We start from the raw sequence: 22,089 nt of genomic DNA, 5'->3' as shown, positions 1-22,089 counted from the left end.
GGGAGGATTCGACTACTGGTGCGCTATCGCATCAATAGTATGACAAACTGTGCATTGTCGATTATTCCTTTGAGGACAAGTCATGGGGACTGTGCGCAAAACCATTACCGTTACTGATCAGCAGGAAAGCTGGATCAAGGCGCAGATTGATGCGGGCCGCTACACAAATGACAGCGAATATATTCGCGATCTGATCCGGCGAGAACAGGAGCGTAGCGTTGAGATTGAGGCCATTCGCGCTGCCCTATTAGAGGGAGAGTCCAGTGGTGAGCCTCGGCCCTTTGACGCCGCAGGCTTCAAGCAAAGAATGTCGAGAATGCATGGCTGAATATCGTCTTACTCCTGCCGCTGAGCGCGACCTGGAGGCAATCTGGTTATATACCTTCAGCGAGTGGGATGAAGAGCAGGCCAATCGTTATATTGACCTGATGGCATCAGCGTTCTCTGAGCTGGCTCAGTTCCCAAAGATAGCGCCTTCCTGTGATCACATACATCCAGGCTATCGGCGGCTTAGTGTAGAGCGGCATGTCATCTACTATCGAGTCACCGCTTACGGTGGGGCGATCATTCGGATCCTGCATGATCGTATGGATGCCTTGAGACATATCTGACTGCTCGCTCGACTAATCCCTGCCTCGAAAAAACGCCCGAATATCCCGTGCCAACGCCTCTGGCTGTTCAATCGCCGCAAAGTGCCCGCCATGCTCCATCTCGGTCCAGCGCTCGACGTCATAGCCGCGTTCCACCCAGCTTCTCGGCGGCATCGGCAGTTCCTTGGGAAACAGGGCGACGCCCAACGGTGGCTTTACCCGTTCTTTGCCGGTGAGTCGTAAAGGCCGTTTGCTGCCCTCGACGTACTGGCGAAATGACGAGCCGATGCAGTGAGTCAGCCAGTACAGCGTCACGTTGGTCAGCAGCCAGTCGCGGTCGATGGCGGGTTGGCCGTCGTGGGTATCACACCAGGACAGGATCTTTTCGCCCATCCACGCCAACAGCCCGGCAGGGGAGTCGTTCAGGCCGACGGCCAGGCTCTGGGGTTTGCTTCGCTGGATTTGCGCATAGGCGCCTTCGCTGGCGAAAAAATCGGCGGCGCGTTGCAGGAAGGCTTGTTCGTCTGCGGTCTTCGGTGGCGCGCTCGCATCGAGGTTCGGGCTGTAGGAGCCGGGTATGAAGTTGAGATGAATACCGCTGACGCGCTCGGGGAAGCGCAGCCCCAGCCAGGTCGATACGCCCGCACCAATATCTCCGCCTTGGGCGGCAAAGCGCCCGTAGCCTAGCCCCGTCATCAGCTCAGCCCACAGCCCGGCGATTTCATAAGGCCCATGGCCGGGCTGGTTGAAGGGCGCGGAAAAGGTGTAGCCCGGCAACGACGGCACCACGACATGAAAGGCATCCGCCGGATCACCGCCGTGGCTGCCAGGGTCGGTCAATAGCGGGATGATGCGCTGCATCTCGATAAATGAACCCGGCCAGCCATGACTCAGAATCAGCGGCATCGGCTTGGGCCCGACACCCTGCTGATGGATGAAGTGCACCCGTTGCCCGCCGACCTCAGCCATGAACTGCGGCAGGCTGTTGAGCTGTGCTTCCTGCGCGCGCCAGTCGAAGGTCGTTGACCAATGAGCGATGAGTTCCTGCAGCACACCGATATCGATACCTTCGCTCCAACCCTGTCCGGCCAAGGGCTGCGGCAGCCGGGTGCGCTGCAAGCGTTCGCACAGGTCAGCCAGTTGGCTTTCAGGGATGTCGATGTGGAAGGGTTCGATATGCATGCCGGGTCTCCCGATCAGGCGATGAAGGCGCTTTGAAATATCTTGCAACATTTGTGGCTTGGCCGAGGTCGGAGGTTTTACCTTGTCGAAGAATTCCTCATGAAAACACCTCGCCCCTCCGCCCGCACCAAACCTCTCGATGAACTGCGCAACCTGAAAATGGCCCGGTCTGCCCATGCCTATGTGCGTGGCAGTACCGTGCAATTCTATGAGTGGCTGCACAGCCAGCCTGGGCGCCGACTGCCAAGCGGGCCGCCGGTGTGGATCTGTGGCGATTGCCACGCCGGTAATCTTGGACCGACCGGCGACCTGAAAGGTCGTATCGATATTCATATTCGCGACCTCGATCAGACCGTCGTCGGCAATCCTGTGCATGACCTGGTGCGCTTGGGACTGTCTCTCGCCACCGCCGCCCGCGGCTCGGATCTGCCCGGCGTGGCCACGGCGCGGATGCTCGAAGAAATGATGCGCGGTTATGAGCAGGCCTTCGAGTCCAGTAATGACGAAGAGGAGCCGCCGCGACCTGCCCAGGTGAAAGCCGGCATGCGCAGTGCCGTGCAACGCACCTGGAAACATCTGGCCCAAGAGCGCATCGAGGACACCAAACCGACCATTCCCCTGGGCAAGCATTTCTGGTCATTGTCGCGCGCCGAGCGCAGTGCCTTGAAAGCCCTGTGTGCCACGGATGATATCCACACCCTGGTCACCTCGCTCAAAGGCCGATCCCGTGACGACAGAGTGGAAATGCTCGACTCGGCTTACTGGGTAAAAGGTTGCAGCTCGCTGGGCTTGCAGCGTTACGCGGTGCTGCTAGGCGTCGGTGATGGCGATGAGCAAGAGTTCTGCCTGCTCGATATCAAACAAGCCGTGGCCGCCGCCGCACCACATGCGGCGCGGGCGGCAATGCCCAGAGACAACGGCAAGCGCGTCGTCGAAGGCGCGCGATCCTTGTCCCCCGGCTTGGGCAATCGGATGCTCGCCACCCGCATTCTCGACAATGGTTTCTTCGTGCGTGAGCTGTTGCCACAGGACATGAAGCTGGAACTGGATCAACTGAGTCAGACCGAAGCCAAGCGTGCCGCAGGATACCTTGCCGGCGTTGTAGGACGCGCCCACGCGCGGCAGATGGACCTATCAACGCGGGCCTCATGGATCAAGGATTTGCAAGCCAATCGCTCGCACATATTCGACGCGCCGTCGTGGCTATGGACCAGTGTCGTGGAACTGGTCGGCAGCCATGAGAAGGGTTATCTGGAGCATTGTCGGTTGTATGCGTTGCAGCACTGAGCCAGGTATTTCAAAGTGATCGCAATGTGCCAATAGGCGGGTTTCTTCTGCAAACCCGTATGGCTGAAACGTTTCTCTAGTGCTTGCGTAAGAAAATATTTGTGTCTAGAGTCGAGCGCAGTCAGACCAGTCGGCATCGTTTTGTCGAGATGGCCTACATACAAAAATAATAAATACCGAGGTCTTCATGCACCTTGAAACCCATGCCATTCCTCTGCTCGAAATGCGCGGCATATCCAAGACCTTCAATGGTCTGCGCGTGCTGAAAAATGTTGGCCTGAAAGTCTTCCCCGGTGAAATTCACGCGTTGATGGGGGAGAACGGTGCTGGCAAATCGACCCTTATGAAGATCCTCTCGGGCGCCTACCAGGCCGACGATGGCGGGGAAATCCGCATCAACGATCAGCCCGTCGCCAGTTATCACCCCGGCACAGCAAAAGACCTCGGTATTGCCGTCATCTATCAGGAACTGAGCCTGTGCCCGAACCTGACGGTGGCGGAAAACATTTACCTGGGGCGTGAGCTGCGCCGTGGCTGGACCGTCGACCGCAAGGGCATGGAGGCCGGCTGCATCGAGGTCCTGGCGCGCCTGGGGGCTGAGTTCAAACCGGCCACCGTGGTCGCCACCCTGTCCATTGCCGAGCGCCAACTGGTGGAAATCGCCCGCGCCTTGCATGCCCACGCCAAGATTCTGGTGATGGACGAACCCACGACGCCGCTATCGTCCCGCGAGACGGATCGCTTGTTCAGCCTGATCAAGCAACTGCGCAGTCAGGGGCTGGCGATTATCTACATCAGCCATCGCATGGCCGAGATCTATGAGCTGTCGGACCGGGTCTCGGTACTGCGTGATGGCGAGTATGTCGGCGAGTTGGCCCGGGACGGGCTGTCCGCCGAGGTGCTGGTCAAGATGATGGTGGGCCGTGACCTTTCCGGCTTCTACAAGAAAGAGCATGCCGCTTATGACCCCGGCGCCGTGGTGATGCGGGTACGTGACATGGCCGATGGCAAGCGTGTGCGGGGCTGCAGTTTCGATTTGCACGTCGGCGAGGTGCTGGGTATCGCCGGGCTCGTCGGTGCAGGACGTACCGAATTGGCCCGGCTGATCTTTGCTGCCGACCCTCGTACCGGCGGCACCCTCGAGGTGGCTGGCAAGCCCGTGACGCTGTTGCGTAATCCGGCCGATGCAATTGCCGCCGGCATCGTTTACCTCACTGAAGATCGCAAGGCCCAGGGACTGTTTCTGGACATGAGCGTGGCCGACAACATCAATGTCTGCGCCTGTGTTCCCGACGCGCGTGCGGGCGGAATACTTGACCGCAAGCACGCTGCGCAAAGGGCTACCGATGCCATCCGCTCGCTGTCCATCCGTGTCGCTTCAGGCAAGGTCAATGTCGGCGCGCTGTCCGGGGGCAATCAGCAAAAAGTCCTGCTGGCGAGGCTGTTGGAGGTCAAGCCTCACGTGCTGATCCTCGACGAGCCCACCCGTGGCGTGGATATCGGTTCCAAATCGGAAATCTATCGCATCATCAATCAGCTGGCGAAAGCGGGCGTGGGCATTGTGGTGATCTCCAGTGAGCTGCCGGAAATCATCGGCACCTGCGACCGCGTGCTGGTCATGCGCGAAGGTCGGTTGGTTGCTCAGGTAGGCGGCGCGTCCGGGCATGAAATATCCCAGGAAGCCATTATCGACTTCGCCACCGGTGGCGAGCAGGTGGCCGCTCATGGCTGATTCAAACAGGATGGAGAATAACGTGATGAGCATGGCAACCCCCGCAACCCCTGAAACCGTCGCCAGGCGCGAGCGTATTCGTGAACTGATGCGCAGTGTCGGCATGCTGCCGGTATTGATCCTGTTGCTGGTGGGTTTCGCCCTGGCCAGCGAGAACTTTCTCACGGTACAAAACCTGTCGATCATCACCCAGCAAGCCTCGGTGAACGTGGTGCTGGCGGCAGGGATGACCTTTGTCATTCTGACTGCCGGCATCGACTTATCGGTCGGCGCGATTCTCGCCGCGTCGGCCGTGGTTGCCCTGCAGGCCTCCATGTCGCCGCAGTTCGGCATGCTGGGGATTTTTGCCGGTATCGCCTTTGGCCTGTTGCTGGGGCTGGTCAATGGTGGCCTGATCGCCTTCCTGCGTTTGCCGCCATTTATCGTCACCCTCGGCGCCTTGACCGCCATGCGTGGCCTGGCGCGGTTACTGGCGGACGACAAAACCGTGTTCAATCCGGATCTACCTTTCGCTTTTATCGGCAATGACTCGATCCTTGGCGTGCCCTGGCTGGTGGTCATCGCCATAGCCGTGGTCGTGCTGTCGTGGTTCATCCTGCGCCGCACCGTGATGGGCGTGCAGATCTACTCGGTGGGCGGTAATCCCGAGGCGGCGCGGCTGTCCGGGATCAAGGTGTGGAAGGTGCTGCTGTTCGTCTATGCCATGTCCGGCGCTTTGGCGGGTCTGGGCGCGGTGATGAGTGCCTCGCGCCTGTTCGCCGCCAATGGCCTGCAACTGGGCCAGTCCTATGAGCTGGATGCTATTGCTGCGGTGATCCTGGGCGGCACCAGTTTTGTCGGCGGCGTCGGCACCATCGGCGGCACCTTGATTGGCGCCCTGATCATCGCCGTGCTGACCAATGGTCTGGTGTTGCTGGGGGTGTCTGATATCTGGCAGTACATCATCAAGGGCATCGTGATCATCGGTGCCGTGGCGCTGGATCGCTATCGCCAGTCCGGCACGCGAACCTGATTTCCTAACAATAATCACAAGAGAATCGTCATGAACGTCAAACGTATCTTTCCTGCTGTCGTCTCCCTGAGCCTGGCCTTGCTGATGTCGCAAGCGGTGCAGGCCCGCGAACTCAAAGCCCTGGGCATCAGCATGGGCTCTTTGGGCAACCCGTATTTCGTCACCCTGGCCGACGGCGCCACGGCCCAGGCCAAGGCACTCAATCCGACGGTCAAGGTCACCTCAGTGTCGGCTGACTACGACCTGAGCAAGCAGTTCTCGCAGATCGATAACTTCATCTCGTCCAAGGTCGATCTGATCCTGCTCAACGCCGTAGACCCCTCCGCCATGGCGTCGGCCATCAAGAAAGCCCGGGATGCCGGGATAGTGGTGGTGGCGGTGGATGTCGATGCCAAGGGCGTCAACGCCACCGTGCAGACCGACAACGTCGAGGCAGGCAAACTGGCCTGCCAGTTCATCGTCGACAAGCTGGCCGGCAAAGGCAACGTGATCATCCAGAACGGCCCGCAAGTGACGGCGGTCACCGACCGGGTCAAAGGCTGCAAGGCCGCACTGGCTGGCGCGCCTGACATCAAGGTGCTGTCCGACGACCAGGACGGCAAGGGTTCCCGTGAAGGCGGCTTGAACGTGATGCAGGGCTACCTGACACGTTTCCCTAAAATCGACGGCCTGTTTGCAATCAACGACCCCCAAGCCATCGGCAGCGACCTGGCCGCCCGCCAACTGAAACGCAGCGGCATCGTCATCACCTCGGTGGACGGCGCACCGGATATCGAGAATGCGCTCAAGACCGAGTCGTCAATCCAGGCCAGCGCCAGCCAGGACCCTTGGGCCATGGCCCAGACCGCAGTGAAAATCGGCAATGACCTGCTCAATGAGAAAGCACCGAGCGAAGCCGTGACCCTGCTCGCGCCGAAGCTGATCACACGGGACAACGTTGCGGGTTATAGCGGGTGGTCGAGTAAACATTGATGGCTTGATCGCTTGGGTACTGCAAACGGGTGGGCACGGAGGTGTCCGCCTTCTGCGGTCCTACGGCAAATTTTCCAGTCTCGCTTCTACTGCGTCATCGAAGATGATGTACAGCGCTTCGGCGTCGGCCGAGCGCAGTTTTCGCGTGCTTTCCAGGGCTTGGATCGACTCGATCTGAAGGGCTCGTTCGGCCTCCAGGTCTTCGCGGGTGCTGGCGGCGTTGAGGGCGCGCAGGAGGTCGTTCATCTCGTCGCGGATGGGCTTTTGCAGGCGTAACAGATCAAGCTTTTCTTGCGGCATGTTTCGTATCCTCATGGTCGCGCACCGGGCGCGAGCGGTTTGGTATTGTCGCTGAAAAGCTGCTGTGAACCAGAAATAATGGGCATTCAGGCACAAAAAAAGCACTTCTGATATCAGCCAAGTGCCTTTTTGACTCGCCGTGGTAACCGGTGATCACTTACATCCTCAGCCGGTTACTCTGCCGGGAAAGCTCAAGCGATTAAAAAAACGCCGCCGTCGTGCGGCTTCAACTCCTCAGGTTTTGAAGCGTAAAACCAGATCGTTCAGGTTGACGGCGAGGCGCGACAGCTCATTACTGGCGATCAATGTCTGGCGAGTCCCTTCACTGCTCTGGATTGCCAGATCACGGATGCTGATCAGGCTGCGATCAACGTCGCGAGCCACATGTGCCTGTTCTTCCGATGCTGTAGCGATCTGAAGATTGCGATCATTGATTTCCAGCACCGAGTCGTTGATTTGTTGCAAGGATGCACCCGCTTGCTCTGCGGTCTGGCGAGTGCTGTAGACCTCGGATGTGCTTTTTTGCATGGATTCGACAGCAGCGGAAGAGCCCGCCTGAATTGTCGCAATCATTTCCTCGATTTCCTGTGTCGAGGTTTGTGTCCGATGCGCGAGTGCCCGTACTTCGTCTGCAACGACTGCAAACCCGCGTCCCTGTTCACCTGCCCGTGCGGCCTCAATGGCCGCGTTCAATGCCAGTAGATTGGTTTGCTCGGCGATTGATCTGATGACACTGAGCACCTTGCTGATGTCTTGCGCCTGGTTGGCCAGCGCTTGTACCTGGCCTGAAGAAACCTCCACCAGACCGGTAAGACTTTGCATTGCACTCAACGTCTCTGCGACTCGTTTGTTACCCAGCTCTGCCGACAGGCTGGACTGCTGCGCTGCTTCAGAAGTGGAGGTGGCATTACGTGCAACTTCTTCAACCGCCGCGCTCATCTCGTTGACTGCCGTGGCAGCCTGTTCGATTTCACTGTTCTGCTTCTGCAGGGTGCGGTCTGCACTTTCGGTAATTGAGGTCATCTCCACTGCCGCCGTGCTCAGTTGGTCGGATGCTCCAGAGATTTCCCTGATGGTGCCACGCAGATTATTCAGCATCGTATTAAGCGCATGCATAAGGCGAGCGGCTTCATCTGTTCCAGTGACTTCGAGCTGGCGCGTCAGGTCTCCCGTAGCGATATCTTCCGCCAGTTTTAACGAGGCGCTCATCGGCCTCACAATGCTGCGAGTAAAAGCGATTGCCATAAATACTGTAAGCGCAGACGCTATAACAAGTACCGATATCAAAACATTAATACTGTGGTCGTAGATGTTTCCAGCTTCTATACCTGATTTTACTGCTGCGCTGGCATTTTGCTCTCGTATAACATTAAGTTTTTCCTGGTAATTACTGGCTCTTTTTGCCTGTTCAGCGTTAGAAAAGCCAATTGCTTTTAGGTGGTCCGAGGCGTCAAGTTCAAACAGCTGATTGAGGCCGTCGATGTAATCATTCATCGCGATATTGGCCTGGCCAAACTGAGCTTGATCTTGCGCTCCGGATATCAAGTTTTGCCGATAATACTCGCTGCGATCTTTAAGTGCCTTGATTGCATCCCTGACCTTGGTTTCGGCGGCCCTGTGGCTCTCGGGGTCAGTGCTGTTAAGCATCCGGACGCTTTCAAGGCGCGCGTGGAGCAGGGCGATCTGGATGTCATCGACGACCTGAATGCTGGGAAGCGAATTGGTCTCGATATCTTGCTCTGCGCTCCTGAGGTGCAAGATTTGGACATAAGAAAAGGCCCCGAGGCCAATCAGCAAGGTGGTGATAACGCCGAAACAGATAGCCGCTCTAGGAGCGAGATTGATCGATCTAAGGTTCATACAGGCCTCCGGTGGCCGAGTTTCGTGGAGGTGACTTCCCTTTCAAGACGGTGAATCCAGCGGATTGCCGTTATTTTTAATGACAAACGCTCTGTAATGTCATTTGGCTATTCCAGAGGTACTATTTTTGTCAAAAGCATGTCAAAGCATCGGATGATGTAGCTCGACAAGATGATAGGTCACCCAGGCGTCACGAAATCGCCAAGATGAAAAAATCACACACAGCTCGGCCCAGAACCGGGCTTATTTCTGATCACGAAATTTTCACAAAACTCCAACTCCATGGCACCAAGCCGCTATCCTGAGGCGGTACCCTGACGAAGACACGGAGAGTCACATGGAGCATGGCAAGCACGTAAAAGGGACTGATGACATCAGAATCAACGTCCTGGACAACTTTGAGCTTGGTTTTTGGGCTGCTCAGCTGGGAGTTTCCAAGGCTGAGATCAAGTCGGCAGTCAAAGAAGTCGGAGATTCAGTTACCGCAGTCAAGCGACACTTAAAGCTCATGCACCACGCGTGAGCAGCAAGCCCGGCCTGGTGCCGGGCTTTTTCATTTTATCTGGATGTGCGGGCTCGATTTCGTTGTTCGAGAGGAGGGGCTCAACGGGCTTGTCTGGGGCTGCCGGATTGGAACAGTCCGGCATCATCCTCTGAGCGGCCCAACTCATAATGACCTGAACTAACCCTCAAGCCTTTTTCCATAATGATTGTGCACTCAGCCCCATGGAATTCGTCCCGGAGTGTTTGATAACCCAACGCGGCGTAAAACTTCTGCGCTGTAATCGACGATGGCACTCGCAAAGCTCCAACACCGGCGCTGACAGCAGTAGCTTGAATGACGTCCATCAATGACCGGCCGATACCTTCACCCTGGTACGCAGGATCAACGAAAACGCTTCTAACTACATCACCGTCGAGGCTTGCAGTGCCGGTAATATTCTCGCCTCGCAAGGCTACGAAAACCTCACGTTTATCGAGCAGTGCGCTCACGGCTTCAGGAGCAAAGCTGCGTTCAACCCGAGCGATAACGTCAGGTGAGTAATCACGTGCATTTGTGTCGCGCAGAGCTGCGATCACTACACGGCTAATCGCTGCTGAGTCGCCCCTGGTTGCGGGGCGAACCTGACATTCCATATTGAAAACCTCAATCGTTAACGATTACAGCGTAGCCCACCGCAATGTGCCTTCACCGAACGATTGATCGCTTTCTGCGTTCGTTGTTTTACGGCATCTGAGCCCCTGCCACCGCTACATGAATCATGTACAGCGAGGTATTGGCGGTGATGAACAAGCGGTTGCGGCGCGGCCCGCCGAACGTCAGGTTGGCGACTTTCTCCGGCAACAGAATCTTGCCCAGCAACGTCCCATCGGCAGCAAAGCATTGAATGCCATCTCCTGCGCTGGTCCAGACATTCCCTTGCACATCGACACGAAACCCGTCGGGAATCCCGGGTTCGATCTCTGCGAATATCCGCGAGCGACCCAGTCGGCAATTGTCGAGTACGTCCAGCGCACGGATGTGGTGGGGGGCTGAGGCGCAGTGGGAGCGCGCGGAGTCGGCCACGTACAGGGTGTTGCCGTCTGGCGAAAACGCCAACCCGTTGGGTTGAACGAAATCCGCAGCCACGCAGCGAATTTCAGCCGTATCCGGATCGACCCGATAGACGTTTCGCCCCGCCTGTTCCGGCTCGGCCTTGAAGCCTTCGTAATCGCTCATGATTCCGTAGGTCGGGTCGGTGAACCAGATGGCACCATCGCGGTGAACCACTACGTCGTTCGGTGAGTTCAGACGCTTACCCTCGAAGCTATCCGCTATCACCGTGATCGACCCGTCCGGTTCAGTGCGGGTCACGCGTCGCGTACCGTGCTCACAGGTGACGAGTCTTCCCTGCATATCGCGGGTATTGCCGTTGGCGAAGTTGGAGTCGGGACGAAACACCGAGACGCCTTGCTCTGGGGTCCAGCGCAAAATGCGTTGATTGGGAATGTCACTCCACAACAGGTAACCACCGTCGTTGAACCAGACCGGTCCCTCGGCCCAGCGGCATTGGTTGTACAGCCGCTCAAGCTGGGTGTTGGGCAGGGTCAGCGCCCGAAAGCGCTCATCAATGTATTCATACTGAGGTTCAAACATGGAAATACCCCTGCTTCAGGCAGTGCGTGCCGTTTTGCGGCCACTGACGGCGGTGATGACCGCAATGATGATCAGGCCAGTGAGTATCAGGCGCACCCCGGCGCTGGCGCCAAAGGTGTTGAGCATGCTCACCAGCAGGTAGAGAAACAGCGCCGCGCCCCAGATGCCAGGCACGTTGGAAAAACCGCCCGCCACCGACGTCCCGCCGATCACCACCACGGCAATCGACGCCAGCAGGTACTCCTCGCCCATGCTCAACGACGCACCACCGGAAAAACCGGCCAGTAGCAGGCCGCAGACACTGGCGAAGACCGCACTGAGTACGTAGGTCGCGAAGCGGATACGGTTGACGCGTCCCCCTGCGAGTTCTGCTGCACGGGCGTTCTGGCCAATGGCGATGGTCCAGCGACCGTAAAGGCTGCGCGTCAGCACGTAGCCCATGACCACGGCCAACAACACGACACTGATTGCCAGATAAGGCACGCCCAAAATGTGACCTGTGCAGAACTGATAGAAAATCTCTGGCGGCTGGATACGCACGCTACGGCCGTAGGCAATCGCCATGGATTGCAACAGGAAACTGGCCGACAACGTGGCAATAATGGGCGGGATGCGCAGCAGCCGGATCAGCGCGTAGTTGGCGCAACCAATCAATACACCCGCGCCTAAAACGCCCAGCACGCCTAGCCAGATCAAACCGGCCTGGCTGTCCATCAACTTCATCCCGATGGCCCCGCTCAGGGCAATGTTGGCCGGTATCGACAAATCAATGTTGCCGGGGCCTGTCGTGATCACAAACATCTGACCGATGCCGACGATAACGAAGAACGCCGAGAAACTGAGTGCGCCTGATAACAGCGAACCGGCGCCTTCGCCGCCGGTGAAGGCGATGGTGGCGATCCAAATCAGTAACGCCGCTAAAAACGACCATAACCAGGGCTTGCCCATGACTGTATTCAAGAAAGGAGCAGTCTTCATAGTGGGTGCGCCTCAAGACGGTTGACGGACGTGCGCAGCGCCAGGACCAGAATCAGGATCGCGCCTTGCGCGCCGATCTGCCAGTCCGGGGAAATGCGCATGAAAGACAGCAATGACCCGGCCAGCACTAACGTCAGCGCCCCGAGCACGGCACCCGTGGGCGAAACCCTGCCACCGACAAACTCACCGCCGCCAAGGATTACGCCAGCGATGGACAGCAGGGTGTAGCGCAGCGCAATGCTGGCGTCGGCGGAGGTGGTCAGGCCCACCAGAAAAAGACCGGAGAACACCCCGAACGTACCGGCCAGCGCGTACATCGTCACTTTGATGCGCAGCAGTGACCAACCCGCCTTGGCAATTGCCAGCGGGTTGCCGCCCGCGCCTCGCAATACGACGCCCAGCGTGGAACGCATCAAAAAGACGTGCACCGCAATCGCCAGGACCACACAGACGATGATCGCGAAGGGCAGCAACGGCGTCTTGATGCGTACCAGGCTTTGCAGCCATTGCGGCGCACTGCCGCCTGGCGCCGGCAACAGCAGCACAGCACCGCCCATCCAGATGAACGACATGCCCAGGGTCACGACGATGGAGGGCAAGCTGCGTATGTGGATCAGCGCACCCAGCAAGGCATACACCGCGATGCAGCCCAGCAACACCAGGCAGCCGAGTACCGGTTGCTGGTTGAGCAACGTTGCCGAAACGCAGGCCACGAAGCTGATGAAGCTGCCCATCGACAGATCAAGGTCGTTGACTGTGATGATCAGCATCTGCGCGATAGTCGCCAAGGCTATCGGTACTGCCAGATTGAGCATCAGGTTCATGCCCATGTAACTCATCGCCCTGGGCTGCATGATGAAAATGGTGATGAGCAGGACCGTTAGCGAGACCCCCGGCAATGCGCTACGCAACAGGCGTGCGCGGTTTAATCCGGGGGGCTTTGCGGGGACTGTCTTCGACGGGAGAGAGGTGGATGCATTCATGCCATTTGCTCCTTGAAGGAGCAGCGCAGGATCTGCTCCTCGCTCAGTTCACTGCGTGGCAGGTCCAGCACAGCCTGGCCATCACGAAAAACATAGATGTGGTTGCAGTAATCGAGCTCTTCCAACTCAGTGGTGTACCAGATGAAGGTGCGGCCTTTGGCAGCCTCCTCGGTGATGATCGAATAAACCTCACGCTTGGTGCCGACATCGACGCCACGCATGGGGTCGTCCATCAGGATCAAATCGCTACGGGACGCCAGTGCACGGGCGAACAGCGCTTTTTGCTGATTGCCCCCGGACAGCGACAAAATCGGGTTAGCCATGTCGGGTGTGCGGATAGCCATGCGTTTTTGCCATTCTTGCGCCATGGCCTGCTCTGCGTCCGGGTCGATCAGGGTGCCGCGTTTCAGATGGCTCAGTGAGCTGATCGTGATGTTTTGCGCAATCGACCACATTGGAAATATGCCGTCACTTTGCCGATCCCCCGCGACTAGCGCGGCCCCTTGCCCGCTGGCAATACGTTGGCGCAGCACCTGAATAAGCAACTGGCTTTGACCATGCCCGGCAAGCCCGGCCAAGCCAACGATTTCGCCGGGATGCGCGTTGACGGTGAGCGCGTTGGTCTGACGGGCCGGGCGCTGAGCGACCACAGGGGGCGTGTGGGTACGTCGCGAGACAAAGACCTCCTGCTGGGCGGTTTCCTTGACAGCACTGCCCATGCACTCCACAAGCGAGGCATGGGTAAAGTCTTTCGCTGCACGAGTCTCCACCACGCTGCCATCACGCATCACCGCGATACGGTCACAGGTGTCGAGCATTTCCCCAAGGATATGGCTGATCAGGACGATACTGCCGCCAGCCCCGACGAAGCGCCGGACGAAATGCAGCAATTGTTCGGCAACGCGCGAGTCCAGTGACGATGTGGGCTCGTCGAGGATCACCAGGTCAAGGCGCTCATCGACCCGCACGAAGGCCCGAGCGATCTCGACCATTTGGCGTTTGCCAATCGGTAACTGCGCGACGATATCGTCGGCCTGAATATCGTGACCCGGAAAAATCTCATCAAGCTGCGTGTCGATCAGTGCCTTGGCTTTGCGTCGCCAGCCCCATCCACGAATGGCCGGTGACATCAGCCGGGTATTTTCGGCGACGCTGAGGTTGGGGCACAACGACAGCTCCTGAAACACACAGCGAATACCGTGCAGGCGCGCCGCCTGCACGCTATAGCTGGAACGCACGTCTTCATCGCCGATCAGCAGTACCCCACAGTCAGCCTCAAGAGTGCCCGCCAGAACCTGCATCAGGGTCGATTTGCCTGCACCATTGTGACCGATCAACCCCAGGCACTCACCGGCCTGCACACTCAGGTTGACGTTACTCAGGGCACGCACGGCGCCAAACGATTTGCTGGCATCCTTGAAGGTCACCAGCGCACGTGGAAAGGTAGTCATGACTTCTCCTCGGCATTGCCGCGCACGCAGGCGCGGCATGCGTTGGTCATTGAGCGGATGGGCTTTTCAGCTTGGCGACGTCATCGACGCTGTACACCTGGCTGACGATCCCGCCCTTTTCAAGACCCTTGAGCGAGGCTTCGAGGGTGTCCTGGGTCACGCTGACCGCTGGCGATAGCAAGTCATGAGGCATTTGTTTGCCATCGAGCAGTTGCTGGGCAACCCAGAACGCAAGGCTGGAGATGCTCGGCGCGCTGGAAATCGAAAAACTCTGATAACCGTTGGCGTCTTTTTGCTTCTTCCACCACGACAACTCTTCTTCGCGGTTACCGAAGATAATCGTCGGCGTCGGCCGCCCTGCAGCGGCGAAGGCCTGGGCCGCGCCATAACCGTCATCACCCTGAGTCACCAGAGCATCGACCTTGGGCAGGCTGGGCAAGATACCCGCCACTGCTTTTTGCGCGGCTGTCTGTGACCAGTTGCCGTTGACTGCACCGACGATCTTCAGGTTCGGGTGTTTTTTCGCCCCGGCAATGATCCCGGAATGGATCAGCTCATCCACAGAGACGCCCGCCAGCCCCCGAACTTCGAGGACGTTCGCGCCGTCAGGGAAGCGCTTGGCCAGATAGTCCATCTGGTCGATGCCGCTTTGCTTGAAGTCCATGGAAATACGATAGGCGCAGGGTTCGGTGACCACGCCGTCGAACGAAACGACGATGATGCCCGCGTCGCAGGCTTGCTTGATGGCGCCGTTCAGGGCAGTAGGGGAGGCCGCGTTGACGACGATAGCGTTGTAGCCCTGCAGGATCAGGTTCTGGATTTGTGCCGCTTGCTCGGTCGGCTGGTTCTCACCGGTGGTGAAGGAGTCTGCCGAGGCGATAATGCCTTTTTTGACAGCATCCTCGGTGGTCTGCTTCCAACTGCCGAGCATGTTCTGACGCCAGGAGTTACCGGCGTAGTTATTGGATAAGGCGATGGTTTTATCGGCCGTATCGGCCTGAGCCTGCATGAAGGGAGACAGTAACAGCGCACTCGATAGAAGCACGCACCGCAACGGGTGAGTTTTCATGGATTGACCTTTGTTATTGTTTTTGGGTGTCTGGCGGCCCGATTGATCAGTGCTCGCCGGTTTACTGCATGCTCGCGGTTCAGTCTGCGCTGTCTTGTCGTCAGCGTCTGTGTCCATCAGTGCAGACATTACGCGCAACGCCGCACTTAATGTGCGTGATCCCGCAACACAAGTACGGGGTCTCGTAGCTCTTCACGCGGGCACCTGTTTACCGTTGCGTAGAGCGTGCCAGCGCTCATCGATAGCGCGTATGGTGGGGCTTACAAGAATAAAAGGTGCATGACCGTGCAACGACCAAAGTTTCAGCCCGAGGATGTGCTCCATCACTTTCTCGGCATCTCCAGAGCCTTGGCCGGGCAGCTGGATTTTCAATCGATGATTGACGCGATTTCCGAGGAAATACGCATCATCCTGCCCCACGACCACCTGGACGTCAGCTTGCTGCTGCTCGATGGGGAAAACCATCTGCATGCCTATGAAACCGGGATGCATACCGCATGGAGCGACTTCGTCAATCACCCGCTACCGATAGCGCAAAGCCCTCTGCGTACGGTATTGCTGGGGGAAGAGCCGTTTATCCTCAGCAAGGACGCGATGACCGATCCACGCTTTCGGTTTGCCGACGCCTTCAATCACCCGATTTTTGATGCCCAGCTTCGCAGCCGACTCCACGTACCATTGCGCGCGCGGGGTGAAATCATCGGCGCATTGAGCTGCTCCAAGCATGCCGCCGATTACTACACCCTGGACGACGTACACCATACCCAGCATGTCGCTGACCTGCTGGCGTCCTACCTCTACGCACTGCGTCAGACCGATCAGGCAAAAAAACTGGCAATTGCCGAGACCCAAATCCGTGCCCGGGAAGAAGGCCTTCGCCTGGGGGCTCTGCGGTTGACCGAAGAATTGGAAAGCGAACGGCAGCGCATTGGTATGGATCTTCACGATCAGACGCTGGCCGACATGACACGCCTGCATCGCCGCATCGCTCGCCTTACGTTGGTCGATACGCTGTCAGGGCGCGATTTACAGCCCGTCAGCGAGGCCTTGCAAGAGAGCATGCAGGAGCTGCGCCTGATCATCGACGCGGTCAAACCCACCGTGCTCCAGCTGTTCGGTTTCGAGGAAGGACTGGAGGACCTGTTACTACGCAGCGTGCGCAACAGTGGTTTGAACATTGCCACACACTTGCGCGACAACACCGACGGGCAAGCCAACAAACTGGCGGAACCACAAAAAATTGCGCTGTTCCGCATCATCCAGGAAGCGGTTAATAACGCAATCAAACACGCTTATCCAGAGTCCATCGACATTGACATCAGCCGCGTGGATGGCCACCTGCTGTTGTCCATTATTGATGATGGCCTGGGGCTTGAACGCGACAATCTGCTGGATACCGGCGGTATCAAGAACATGCAGATACGCGCCCAGTTGCTTGACGCCGATCTACAGATTGACTCTGGCCCACAGGGCAAGGGCACCCACGTTCGCCTCAGCCTGCCATTGCCTGACCGCCACATCGACCCGGAGCACGCCTTATGATGGATGTCTTGTTAATAGAAGATGACCCCGTGCATCGCGCATTCCTTAAGGAGGTGATTGAGCAGGCGTTGCCTGAATGCACCCGCTTGCTGGAAGCCGAGGACGGCCAAATAGGTGAGCGTCTGGCCCATGAGCATAGCGTCGCGGCAGTAGTCATGGATTTGCAGATGCCGAGACGCACCGGCGTAGAGGCCGCCAAGACGATCTGGAAAGACCGGCCCGATACGTCGATTCTGTTCTGGTCCAACTACGCCGATGAAGCCTATGTGCGGGGAATCTCGCGCATCGTTCCAGAGGGCGCGGCCTATGGTTATGTGCTCAAGACCGCCTCTGAGGAGCGCTTGCGGCTGGCATTGCGCAGCCTGTTTATCGAACAGCAATGCGTTATTGATCGCGAGATACGCGGTGTGCAGCAAAAGTCGCAGGACCAGGTGCTGGGTTTATCCGACGCCGAGTATGAAGTTCTACAAGACATCGCATTAGGGCTGACAGACCGCGCCATTGCCAGCCGCCGCAGCCTGTCGCTGCGCAGCGTGCAAAACCGCTTGCAGCAGTTGTACGAAAAGCTGGGCGTCTACCAACCCACCGACCCCCAATGCAGTAGCCACGCGTTCAACCTCAGAGCACGGGCCGTCAGCATCGCGCTGCTGCGCAAACTGCTCAATCGCAACGCCCTGGAACAGGCCGAGGCCGAGTTACAGCAGTGGATCAATGATCCTCGGCATGGCTACTCTCCAATGGTGGGTAGTGGGGGAGGGGGGGCGTAATTCAGTGGGTTGTGGCCATTGGCTGTGGTTATCTATTTATTTATTAGCGCGATGCCATGGCTGTTAATACACGAATTGCAGGATGAGCTCGGATGCCATGGACCCGGTCGGAGCTGAAACCCTTGTATTTGCTGGATTTCGGGCACAAGAAAAGACGTCCTTGGATGTCTTTAGATGATGAAATGGTGGGCCGGGGGGAGCTGAAAATATGCCGTAGTTGTCTGTTTTTGTTGGGCAATAATCAATCAGATAAATGGCTTGGAATACCAAATGGAATGCTAGTGGATCTGGCTTTCGATGGAATGGTGCTTTTTGAACTCAGCCGAGCGACTCGTCAAAGTAATCGCTGTCGAGCCTGGGGACTTTGTAAATCTGCGAGCTAATGCCCACATCGTGGTCGAGCATCAGATTGACTAAGCGTTTGCCATCGACCAGTACCAGCCCCTCGACCGATCGTGCGAAGTCAACGGCCTGGGCGGTGAAGCCGGAAGTGGTGATGAATACACCGCGTTTGGCTTTCTGCCCGGCCAGGGCGCCATAAAACGCCTGCAGGTCGGGGCGGCCGACGGTGCTCTGCCAGCGCTTTGCCTGCACGTAGACCTTCTCCAGCCCCAGCGCGTCCAGCGAGATCACTCCGTCAATGCCGCCATCGCCACCGCCGCCGACTTGTTGCAGCGCCTGACGGTTTGCACCGTAGCCAAGGCTGTGCAGCACGTCGAGTACGATGTGCTCGAAGCGCGTCGGGCTCGCTTGCAGCAGGCTGTCCAGCAGGTCGCCCGCAACGCTGGTACGCAGTTCGAGTATGGCTTGGTTCAGCCTCTCCTGCGGGCTGCTAGTGGCGAGGTCGGTCTGGACAATCGGCGTTGACGTGTCGTTGTTTTCATCCAGCGAGGCGGCGTCCGGCGCTGTCTTCAGCTTCACGCTCATGAAGTTCACAGCTAGATGCTCGACCTGTTCTGCGCTCAACGGGGCAGGGTTGGCCTGAGCGAATGCGCGGCCGGTGTCGGTCAGCTGCCAGTAGCCACGCTTTGCGCTGCTGGAATAACCGGCGCGCTTCAGCCGATCATGCGCCCAGCCTGAACGGTTCTTGTAGGTGGCCTGGCCACTGGCGATGGTCTCCTGCCGCTGCTCCTCGCTTAGACCAAGCATCACGGAGGCCGCTTCATGGGCCTCGCCCGCGGTGGCACCCTCCGCGTGGGCGGCGAGAAAACGCAGGATGGGCTCGATGAACTGGTCGTAGGTCGGAACTGTCATGGCTTTTTCTATTCCTGATAAAGGCTTAGTCCAACGTAGCAGCTCGGCGACCACGCTTTGCCTTGGGCGCGGTGGCACGTTGGGCCTTGATGCGCTCCAGCAGCACGCCAGCTGGTTCGTCGTTAGGGGCCTGTGGCACCAGCTCGCCGCGGAAGGCTTTGGCAAGGATGCTTTGGGTTAGGCGGTCGATACGTGCCTGGGCTGCTTTGACGCGGGCTTCGAGTTGGTCGGCGAAGGTGAAAAGTTGCTCGACGCGGTGGATAATTTCGGTTTGTTCGTCGGCCACCGGTATTGGAAGTTTCAAAGCTGAAACCTTCGAGATGCTCAGCGTATGCAGACCCGTAGTGGATTTTGCAACCTCTACTAGTTGCTTACGCCCTTGAGGTGAAAGCAATTGATATAGAGCGAACTTAGGGTGCACTCCGTTATTTGCGCGCCATCTAATTAAGTGGTTTTGATGACAGCAGTCTGGAATTTCATTGTTCCATATGGCGGCTCGCCCGATATGATCGAGACTGCCATTACCTTCAACGATCAGGACGTCACCAGAAACAAGCCGGGTTTTTTCGAATTCTTTCTCGGTAAGGCCGATTTGCGTGACGTCATCGAGATTTAGATTATTTGCATGTACGTTGGCTACTCGTAGATAAGGTTTTGCTAAAGGAAGTGCTCTTCGTTTTGAGTTCTTAGTTAAGCCTCCAGAAACCTCCCCGGCATCCCCAAATGTAAGTTGCTTCCATTCAGCTTTCGAGTGTTGAACCCGCCACTCCTCCGTTAGCCTCCCAGAAACAGCGGCAGCGAGTACGGATTGGCGGAAGCGCTTAAGTAGTGCGGGGATGCCATCGATGCGGGCTTTCAGGGTATCGACTTGGGCCAGCAGTTCGTCGAGCTTGACGGCGATGCGGGTTTGTTCGGCGAGCGGTGGAAGACTGATTTCATGTGCTTTTATGACCGCTTGCGAAATATTCGGCTGAGCTCCACCTTTACCTTTCTCAATGAAAGCCGCCTTTTCATTTTGAAGAAGCCTATACAGGTATTCTTTTCCCATAAGACCTTTGACTGGCACACCAACGGCACAAGCTTGGTTGGTAGACGCATCGATGCCGAGGATGGCCGTTTTACCGATAGTTGCCCCATACATGGCGATGGCCACGGAACCTGCGGGGAAAATCTTCGCACTTGAGGATTTGATAGCTTCTTCTGTAATGCTTTCCTCAGTCGTCTTTATGTAACGGCTATTGAGTTCTCCGCTTTTTATCCATGGAATCTTTCCGCCGTAAAAGTTTGGCTCGCTGCGAGACGGAGTTCCTCCTGCTCCCCAATCGGCAACGGTTCCTAAAGTTGTGCGTGCCCATCCACTTGGCAGCTCACTCATTGCCATTCTCCTCAACTATAGCCAAGCCCATCACCTCAGCCATCAACTGCTTCTGCGCCACCACTTCATCCCCCGCCCCCAGCGCCTTCATCAGCTCTTCCAGCTCACGCAGCGCTTCGGTCAATTCAGCCATCGCCTCACCGGCCAGTACTTCTGGAGCGGGCAGGTCGGCGGCATCCAGGCTGCTGTCGTCCTTTAGCCAACTGATATCCAGCGAGTCACTACGCTCGTTGCGGATGTAATCGCGGGTAAAGCTGCGGAAGCGGCTGGCTTCACCAATACCCTCGACGTTCTCCGCGCGAAGGCTTCCGCCGTTGAGATCATCGCCATAGGCCTCTTCAAACGGCTTGAGGTGGGCAGGGCCGAAGGGTGTACGCTTGCCAAAACTAGGCATATTGCTGCGCAGGTCATAGATCCACACGCGCTTGGTGCAACCTTCCTCCTGGCGTGGGTTTTCCATGGTGCCCTTCTGAAAGAACAGTACGTTGGTCTTCACGCCCTGGGCGTAGAAGATGCCGGTTGGCAGACGCAGGATGGTGTGCAGGTTGCACTTGTCCATCAGGTCGCGACGCACGTCGGTGCCAACGCCGGCCTCGAACAGCACGTTATCCGGCAGCACCACGGCGGCGCGGCCGCCCGGCTTGAGGCCACGGTAGATGTGTTGGAGAAAGGCCAACTGCTTGTTACTGGTGCGGTACGTAAGGTCATCACGAGTCGGGCCACCGCCACCCTTGGCAGTGCCGAACGGTGGGTTGGAGAGGATGACGTCGACCTTGGGTAAGTTGGCCCCGGTCTGACCTAGGGCGTTGCCCAGGTGCACCACGCCTTCCTCGTCGCCTTCCATGCCATGCAGCAAGGTGTTCATTAGCGCCAGACGGCGAGTGCCGGGCACCAGTTCTACGCCAACAAAGGCGCGATTGCGCTGGAAGGCCTGGGCTTTGGCGTCGAGGTCGTAGTAATCGTCGGTTTGACTTTTGATATAGGCGTCAGCAGCGATCAAAAAGCCCGCAGTACCGGCGGCCGGGTCTTGGATGGTCTCGCCCGGCTGCGGCTTGATGCAGCGGATGATGCTGTCGATCAGCGGGCGCGGGGTGAAGTACTGGCCGGCGCCGGACTTGGTCTCGCTGGCGTTCTTTTCCAACAGGCCTTCATAAAGATCGCCGAGGCCGTCTTGGCGGGCGCTGAACCAGTCGATGCCGTCGAGGCTCTTGATCAACTGCTCAAGGTGGCGCGGTTCCTTGAGGCGAGTCTGAGCGTCGGCGTAGATGGCGGCAATCAGCGGGTCAGGGTTTTTGCCAAGGTCCAGCAGCATCTGCCGGTAGTGGTCGAGCAGGTTAACGCCGGACTTGCCAGCCAGGTCTGGCCAGCGCGCGCCTTCGGGCAGCTTGTGGCCGAAGCTGTCGTTATTCTGCACCTGTTCGTATTCCATCTTGATGAACAGCAGAAGCACGAGTTCGGTGACGTAGTCGCTGTAGTTGATGCCATCGTCGCGCAGGACGTCGCAGAGGTTCCAGAGTTTCTGGACAATATCGGAGTTGGTCATGGGGTACCTGTGACGAAGTGTGTAAAGCGCCAGATTGCGCTGGCGCAAAGAAGTG

Annotated in this window: 20 protein-coding genes and 1 pseudogene; 9 read left to right on the top strand and 12 right to left on the bottom strand. The window is 57.9% G+C overall.

Annotation, left to right across the window (positions count from 1 at the left end):
• The first annotated feature begins 82 nt into the window (after window positions 1-82).
• The gene (locus tag AC1Z24_RS27325; RefSeq protein WP_483743471.1) at window positions 83-328 is read left to right on the top strand and encodes a type II toxin-antitoxin system ParD family antitoxin; all 246 of its coding nucleotides are present in this window, start codon (window positions 83-85) and stop codon (window positions 326-328) included.
• Complete coding sequence (locus tag AC1Z24_RS27320; RefSeq protein WP_483743470.1) at window positions 321-611, top strand: type II toxin-antitoxin system RelE/ParE family toxin; 291 nt, start codon at window positions 321-323, stop codon at window positions 609-611. The genes AC1Z24_RS27325 and AC1Z24_RS27320 overlap by 8 nt, the downstream gene beginning before the upstream one ends.
• A gap of 12 nt (window positions 612-623) precedes the next feature.
• Here AC1Z24_RS27320 and AC1Z24_RS27315 read toward each other — a convergent pair whose 3' ends face one another.
• Window positions 624-1,772 carry an epoxide hydrolase family protein gene (locus AC1Z24_RS27315; RefSeq protein WP_483743469.1) on the bottom strand — a complete coding sequence of 383 codons (1,149 nt, stop codon included), beginning with the start codon at window positions 1,770-1,772 and terminating at the stop codon, window positions 624-626.
• 99 nt (window positions 1,773-1,871) lie between these two features.
• On the opposite strand from AC1Z24_RS27315, the gene AC1Z24_RS27310 reads away from it, so the two are divergent.
• The 4 genes from AC1Z24_RS27310 to AC1Z24_RS27295 all read left to right on the top strand — a co-directional run bounded on the left by AC1Z24_RS27310 (window position 1,872) and on the right by AC1Z24_RS27295 (window position 6,775).
• On the top strand, window positions 1,872-3,059 hold the full coding sequence (locus AC1Z24_RS27310) for a DUF2252 family protein (protein ID WP_483743468.1): 1,188 nt from the start codon (window positions 1,872-1,874) through the stop codon (window positions 3,057-3,059).
• Between the two features lie 187 nt (window positions 3,060-3,246).
• The gene (locus tag AC1Z24_RS27305) at window positions 3,247-4,791 is read left to right on the top strand and encodes a sugar ABC transporter ATP-binding protein (RefSeq protein WP_483743467.1); all 1,545 of its coding nucleotides are present in this window, start codon (window positions 3,247-3,249) and stop codon (window positions 4,789-4,791) included.
• A 31-nt stretch (window positions 4,792-4,822) separates the two neighbouring features.
• Window positions 4,823-5,803 (top strand): ABC transporter permease subunit, encoded by a 981-nt coding sequence (locus AC1Z24_RS27300; RefSeq protein ID WP_483746724.1) that lies wholly within the window; start codon window positions 4,823-4,825, stop codon window positions 5,801-5,803.
• Window positions 5,804-5,833: 30 nt separating this feature from the next.
• Complete coding sequence (locus tag AC1Z24_RS27295) at window positions 5,834-6,775, top strand: ABC transporter substrate-binding protein (protein WP_483743466.1); 942 nt, start codon at window positions 5,834-5,836, stop codon at window positions 6,773-6,775.
• 60 nt (window positions 6,776-6,835) lie between these two features.
• Here the strand turns inward: AC1Z24_RS27295 and AC1Z24_RS27290 are convergent, their stop codons facing one another.
• Together AC1Z24_RS27290 and AC1Z24_RS27285 are read right to left on the bottom strand one after the other, a co-directional pair.
• The gene (locus AC1Z24_RS27290) at window positions 6,836-7,075 is read right to left on the bottom strand and encodes a hypothetical protein (protein ID WP_483743465.1); all 240 of its coding nucleotides are present in this window, start codon (window positions 7,073-7,075) and stop codon (window positions 6,836-6,838) included.
• A gap of 234 nt (window positions 7,076-7,309) precedes the next feature.
• The gene (locus AC1Z24_RS27285) at window positions 7,310-8,935 is read right to left on the bottom strand and encodes a methyl-accepting chemotaxis protein (protein WP_483743464.1); all 1,626 of its coding nucleotides are present in this window, start codon (window positions 8,933-8,935) and stop codon (window positions 7,310-7,312) included.
• A 337-nt stretch (window positions 8,936-9,272) separates the two neighbouring features.
• On the opposite strand from AC1Z24_RS27285, the gene AC1Z24_RS27280 reads away from it, so the two are divergent.
• Window positions 9,273-9,458 (top strand): DUF3606 domain-containing protein, encoded by a 186-nt coding sequence (locus tag AC1Z24_RS27280; RefSeq protein ID WP_483743463.1) that lies wholly within the window; start codon window positions 9,273-9,275, stop codon window positions 9,456-9,458.
• 167 nt (window positions 9,459-9,625) lie between these two features.
• Here the strand turns inward: AC1Z24_RS27280 and AC1Z24_RS27275 are convergent.
• From AC1Z24_RS27275 to AC1Z24_RS27250, 6 genes and pseudogenes are all read right to left on the bottom strand, one after another.
• A pseudogene (locus AC1Z24_RS27275) lies at window positions 9,626-10,072 on the bottom strand (N-acetyltransferase family protein); the annotation flags it as partial.
• An 88-nt stretch (window positions 10,073-10,160) separates the two neighbouring features.
• On the bottom strand, window positions 10,161-11,072 hold the full coding sequence (locus AC1Z24_RS27270; protein WP_483743462.1) for an SMP-30/gluconolactonase/LRE family protein: 912 nt from the start codon (window positions 11,070-11,072) through the stop codon (window positions 10,161-10,163).
• Window positions 11,073-11,087: 15 nt separating this feature from the next.
• The gene (locus tag AC1Z24_RS27265; protein WP_483743461.1) at window positions 11,088-12,050 is read right to left on the bottom strand and encodes an ABC transporter permease; all 963 of its coding nucleotides are present in this window, start codon (window positions 12,048-12,050) and stop codon (window positions 11,088-11,090) included.
• Window positions 12,047-13,033 (bottom strand): ABC transporter permease, encoded by a 987-nt coding sequence (locus AC1Z24_RS27260; RefSeq protein WP_483743460.1) that lies wholly within the window; start codon window positions 13,031-13,033, stop codon window positions 12,047-12,049. Before AC1Z24_RS27260 ends, AC1Z24_RS27265 begins: the two co-directional genes overlap by 4 nt.
• Window positions 13,030-14,484 carry a sugar ABC transporter ATP-binding protein gene (locus tag AC1Z24_RS27255; protein ID WP_483743459.1) on the bottom strand — a complete coding sequence of 485 codons (1,455 nt, stop codon included), beginning with the start codon at window positions 14,482-14,484 and terminating at the stop codon, window positions 13,030-13,032. The genes AC1Z24_RS27260 and AC1Z24_RS27255 overlap by 4 nt, the downstream gene beginning before the upstream one ends.
• Window positions 14,485-14,530: 46 nt before the next feature.
• Complete coding sequence (locus AC1Z24_RS27250) at window positions 14,531-15,553, bottom strand: substrate-binding domain-containing protein (protein WP_483743458.1); 1,023 nt, start codon at window positions 15,551-15,553, stop codon at window positions 14,531-14,533.
• A 279-nt stretch (window positions 15,554-15,832) separates the two neighbouring features.
• On the opposite strand from AC1Z24_RS27250, the gene AC1Z24_RS27245 reads away from it, so the two are divergent.
• Window positions 15,833-17,095 carry a GAF domain-containing sensor histidine kinase gene (locus AC1Z24_RS27245; RefSeq protein ID WP_483743457.1) on the top strand — a complete coding sequence of 421 codons (1,263 nt, stop codon included), beginning with the start codon at window positions 15,833-15,835 and terminating at the stop codon, window positions 17,093-17,095.
• On the top strand, window positions 17,092-17,862 hold the full coding sequence (locus tag AC1Z24_RS27240; protein ID WP_483743456.1) for a response regulator transcription factor: 771 nt from the start codon (window positions 17,092-17,094) through the stop codon (window positions 17,860-17,862). Before AC1Z24_RS27245 ends, AC1Z24_RS27240 begins: the two co-directional genes overlap by 4 nt.
• Before the next feature lie 318 nt (window positions 17,863-18,180).
• Here the strand turns inward: AC1Z24_RS27240 and AC1Z24_RS27235 are convergent, their stop codons facing one another.
• The 3 genes from AC1Z24_RS27235 to AC1Z24_RS27225 are packed head-to-tail and all read right to left on the bottom strand — an operon-like array spanning window position 18,181 to window position 22,034.
• The gene (locus tag AC1Z24_RS27235) at window positions 18,181-19,116 is read right to left on the bottom strand and encodes a restriction endonuclease (protein ID WP_336347151.1); all 936 of its coding nucleotides are present in this window, start codon (window positions 19,114-19,116) and stop codon (window positions 18,181-18,183) included.
• Window positions 19,117-19,141: 25 nt separating this feature from the next.
• Entirely contained in the window at window positions 19,142-20,491 is a 1,350-nt protein-coding gene (locus AC1Z24_RS27230) for a restriction endonuclease subunit S (RefSeq protein WP_483743455.1), read from the bottom strand.
• Entirely contained in the window at window positions 20,484-22,034 is a 1,551-nt protein-coding gene (locus AC1Z24_RS27225; protein ID WP_336347149.1) for a class I SAM-dependent DNA methyltransferase, read from the bottom strand. Before AC1Z24_RS27225 ends, AC1Z24_RS27230 begins: the two co-directional genes overlap by 8 nt.
• Between the last annotated feature and the right edge of the window lie 55 nt (window positions 22,035-22,089).

The organism is Pseudomonas sp. JL23 (genome assembly GCF_056933585.1).
Note: the sequence above shows the minus strand (reverse complement) of the source record. Positions and strands in the feature narration are given on the sequence as shown.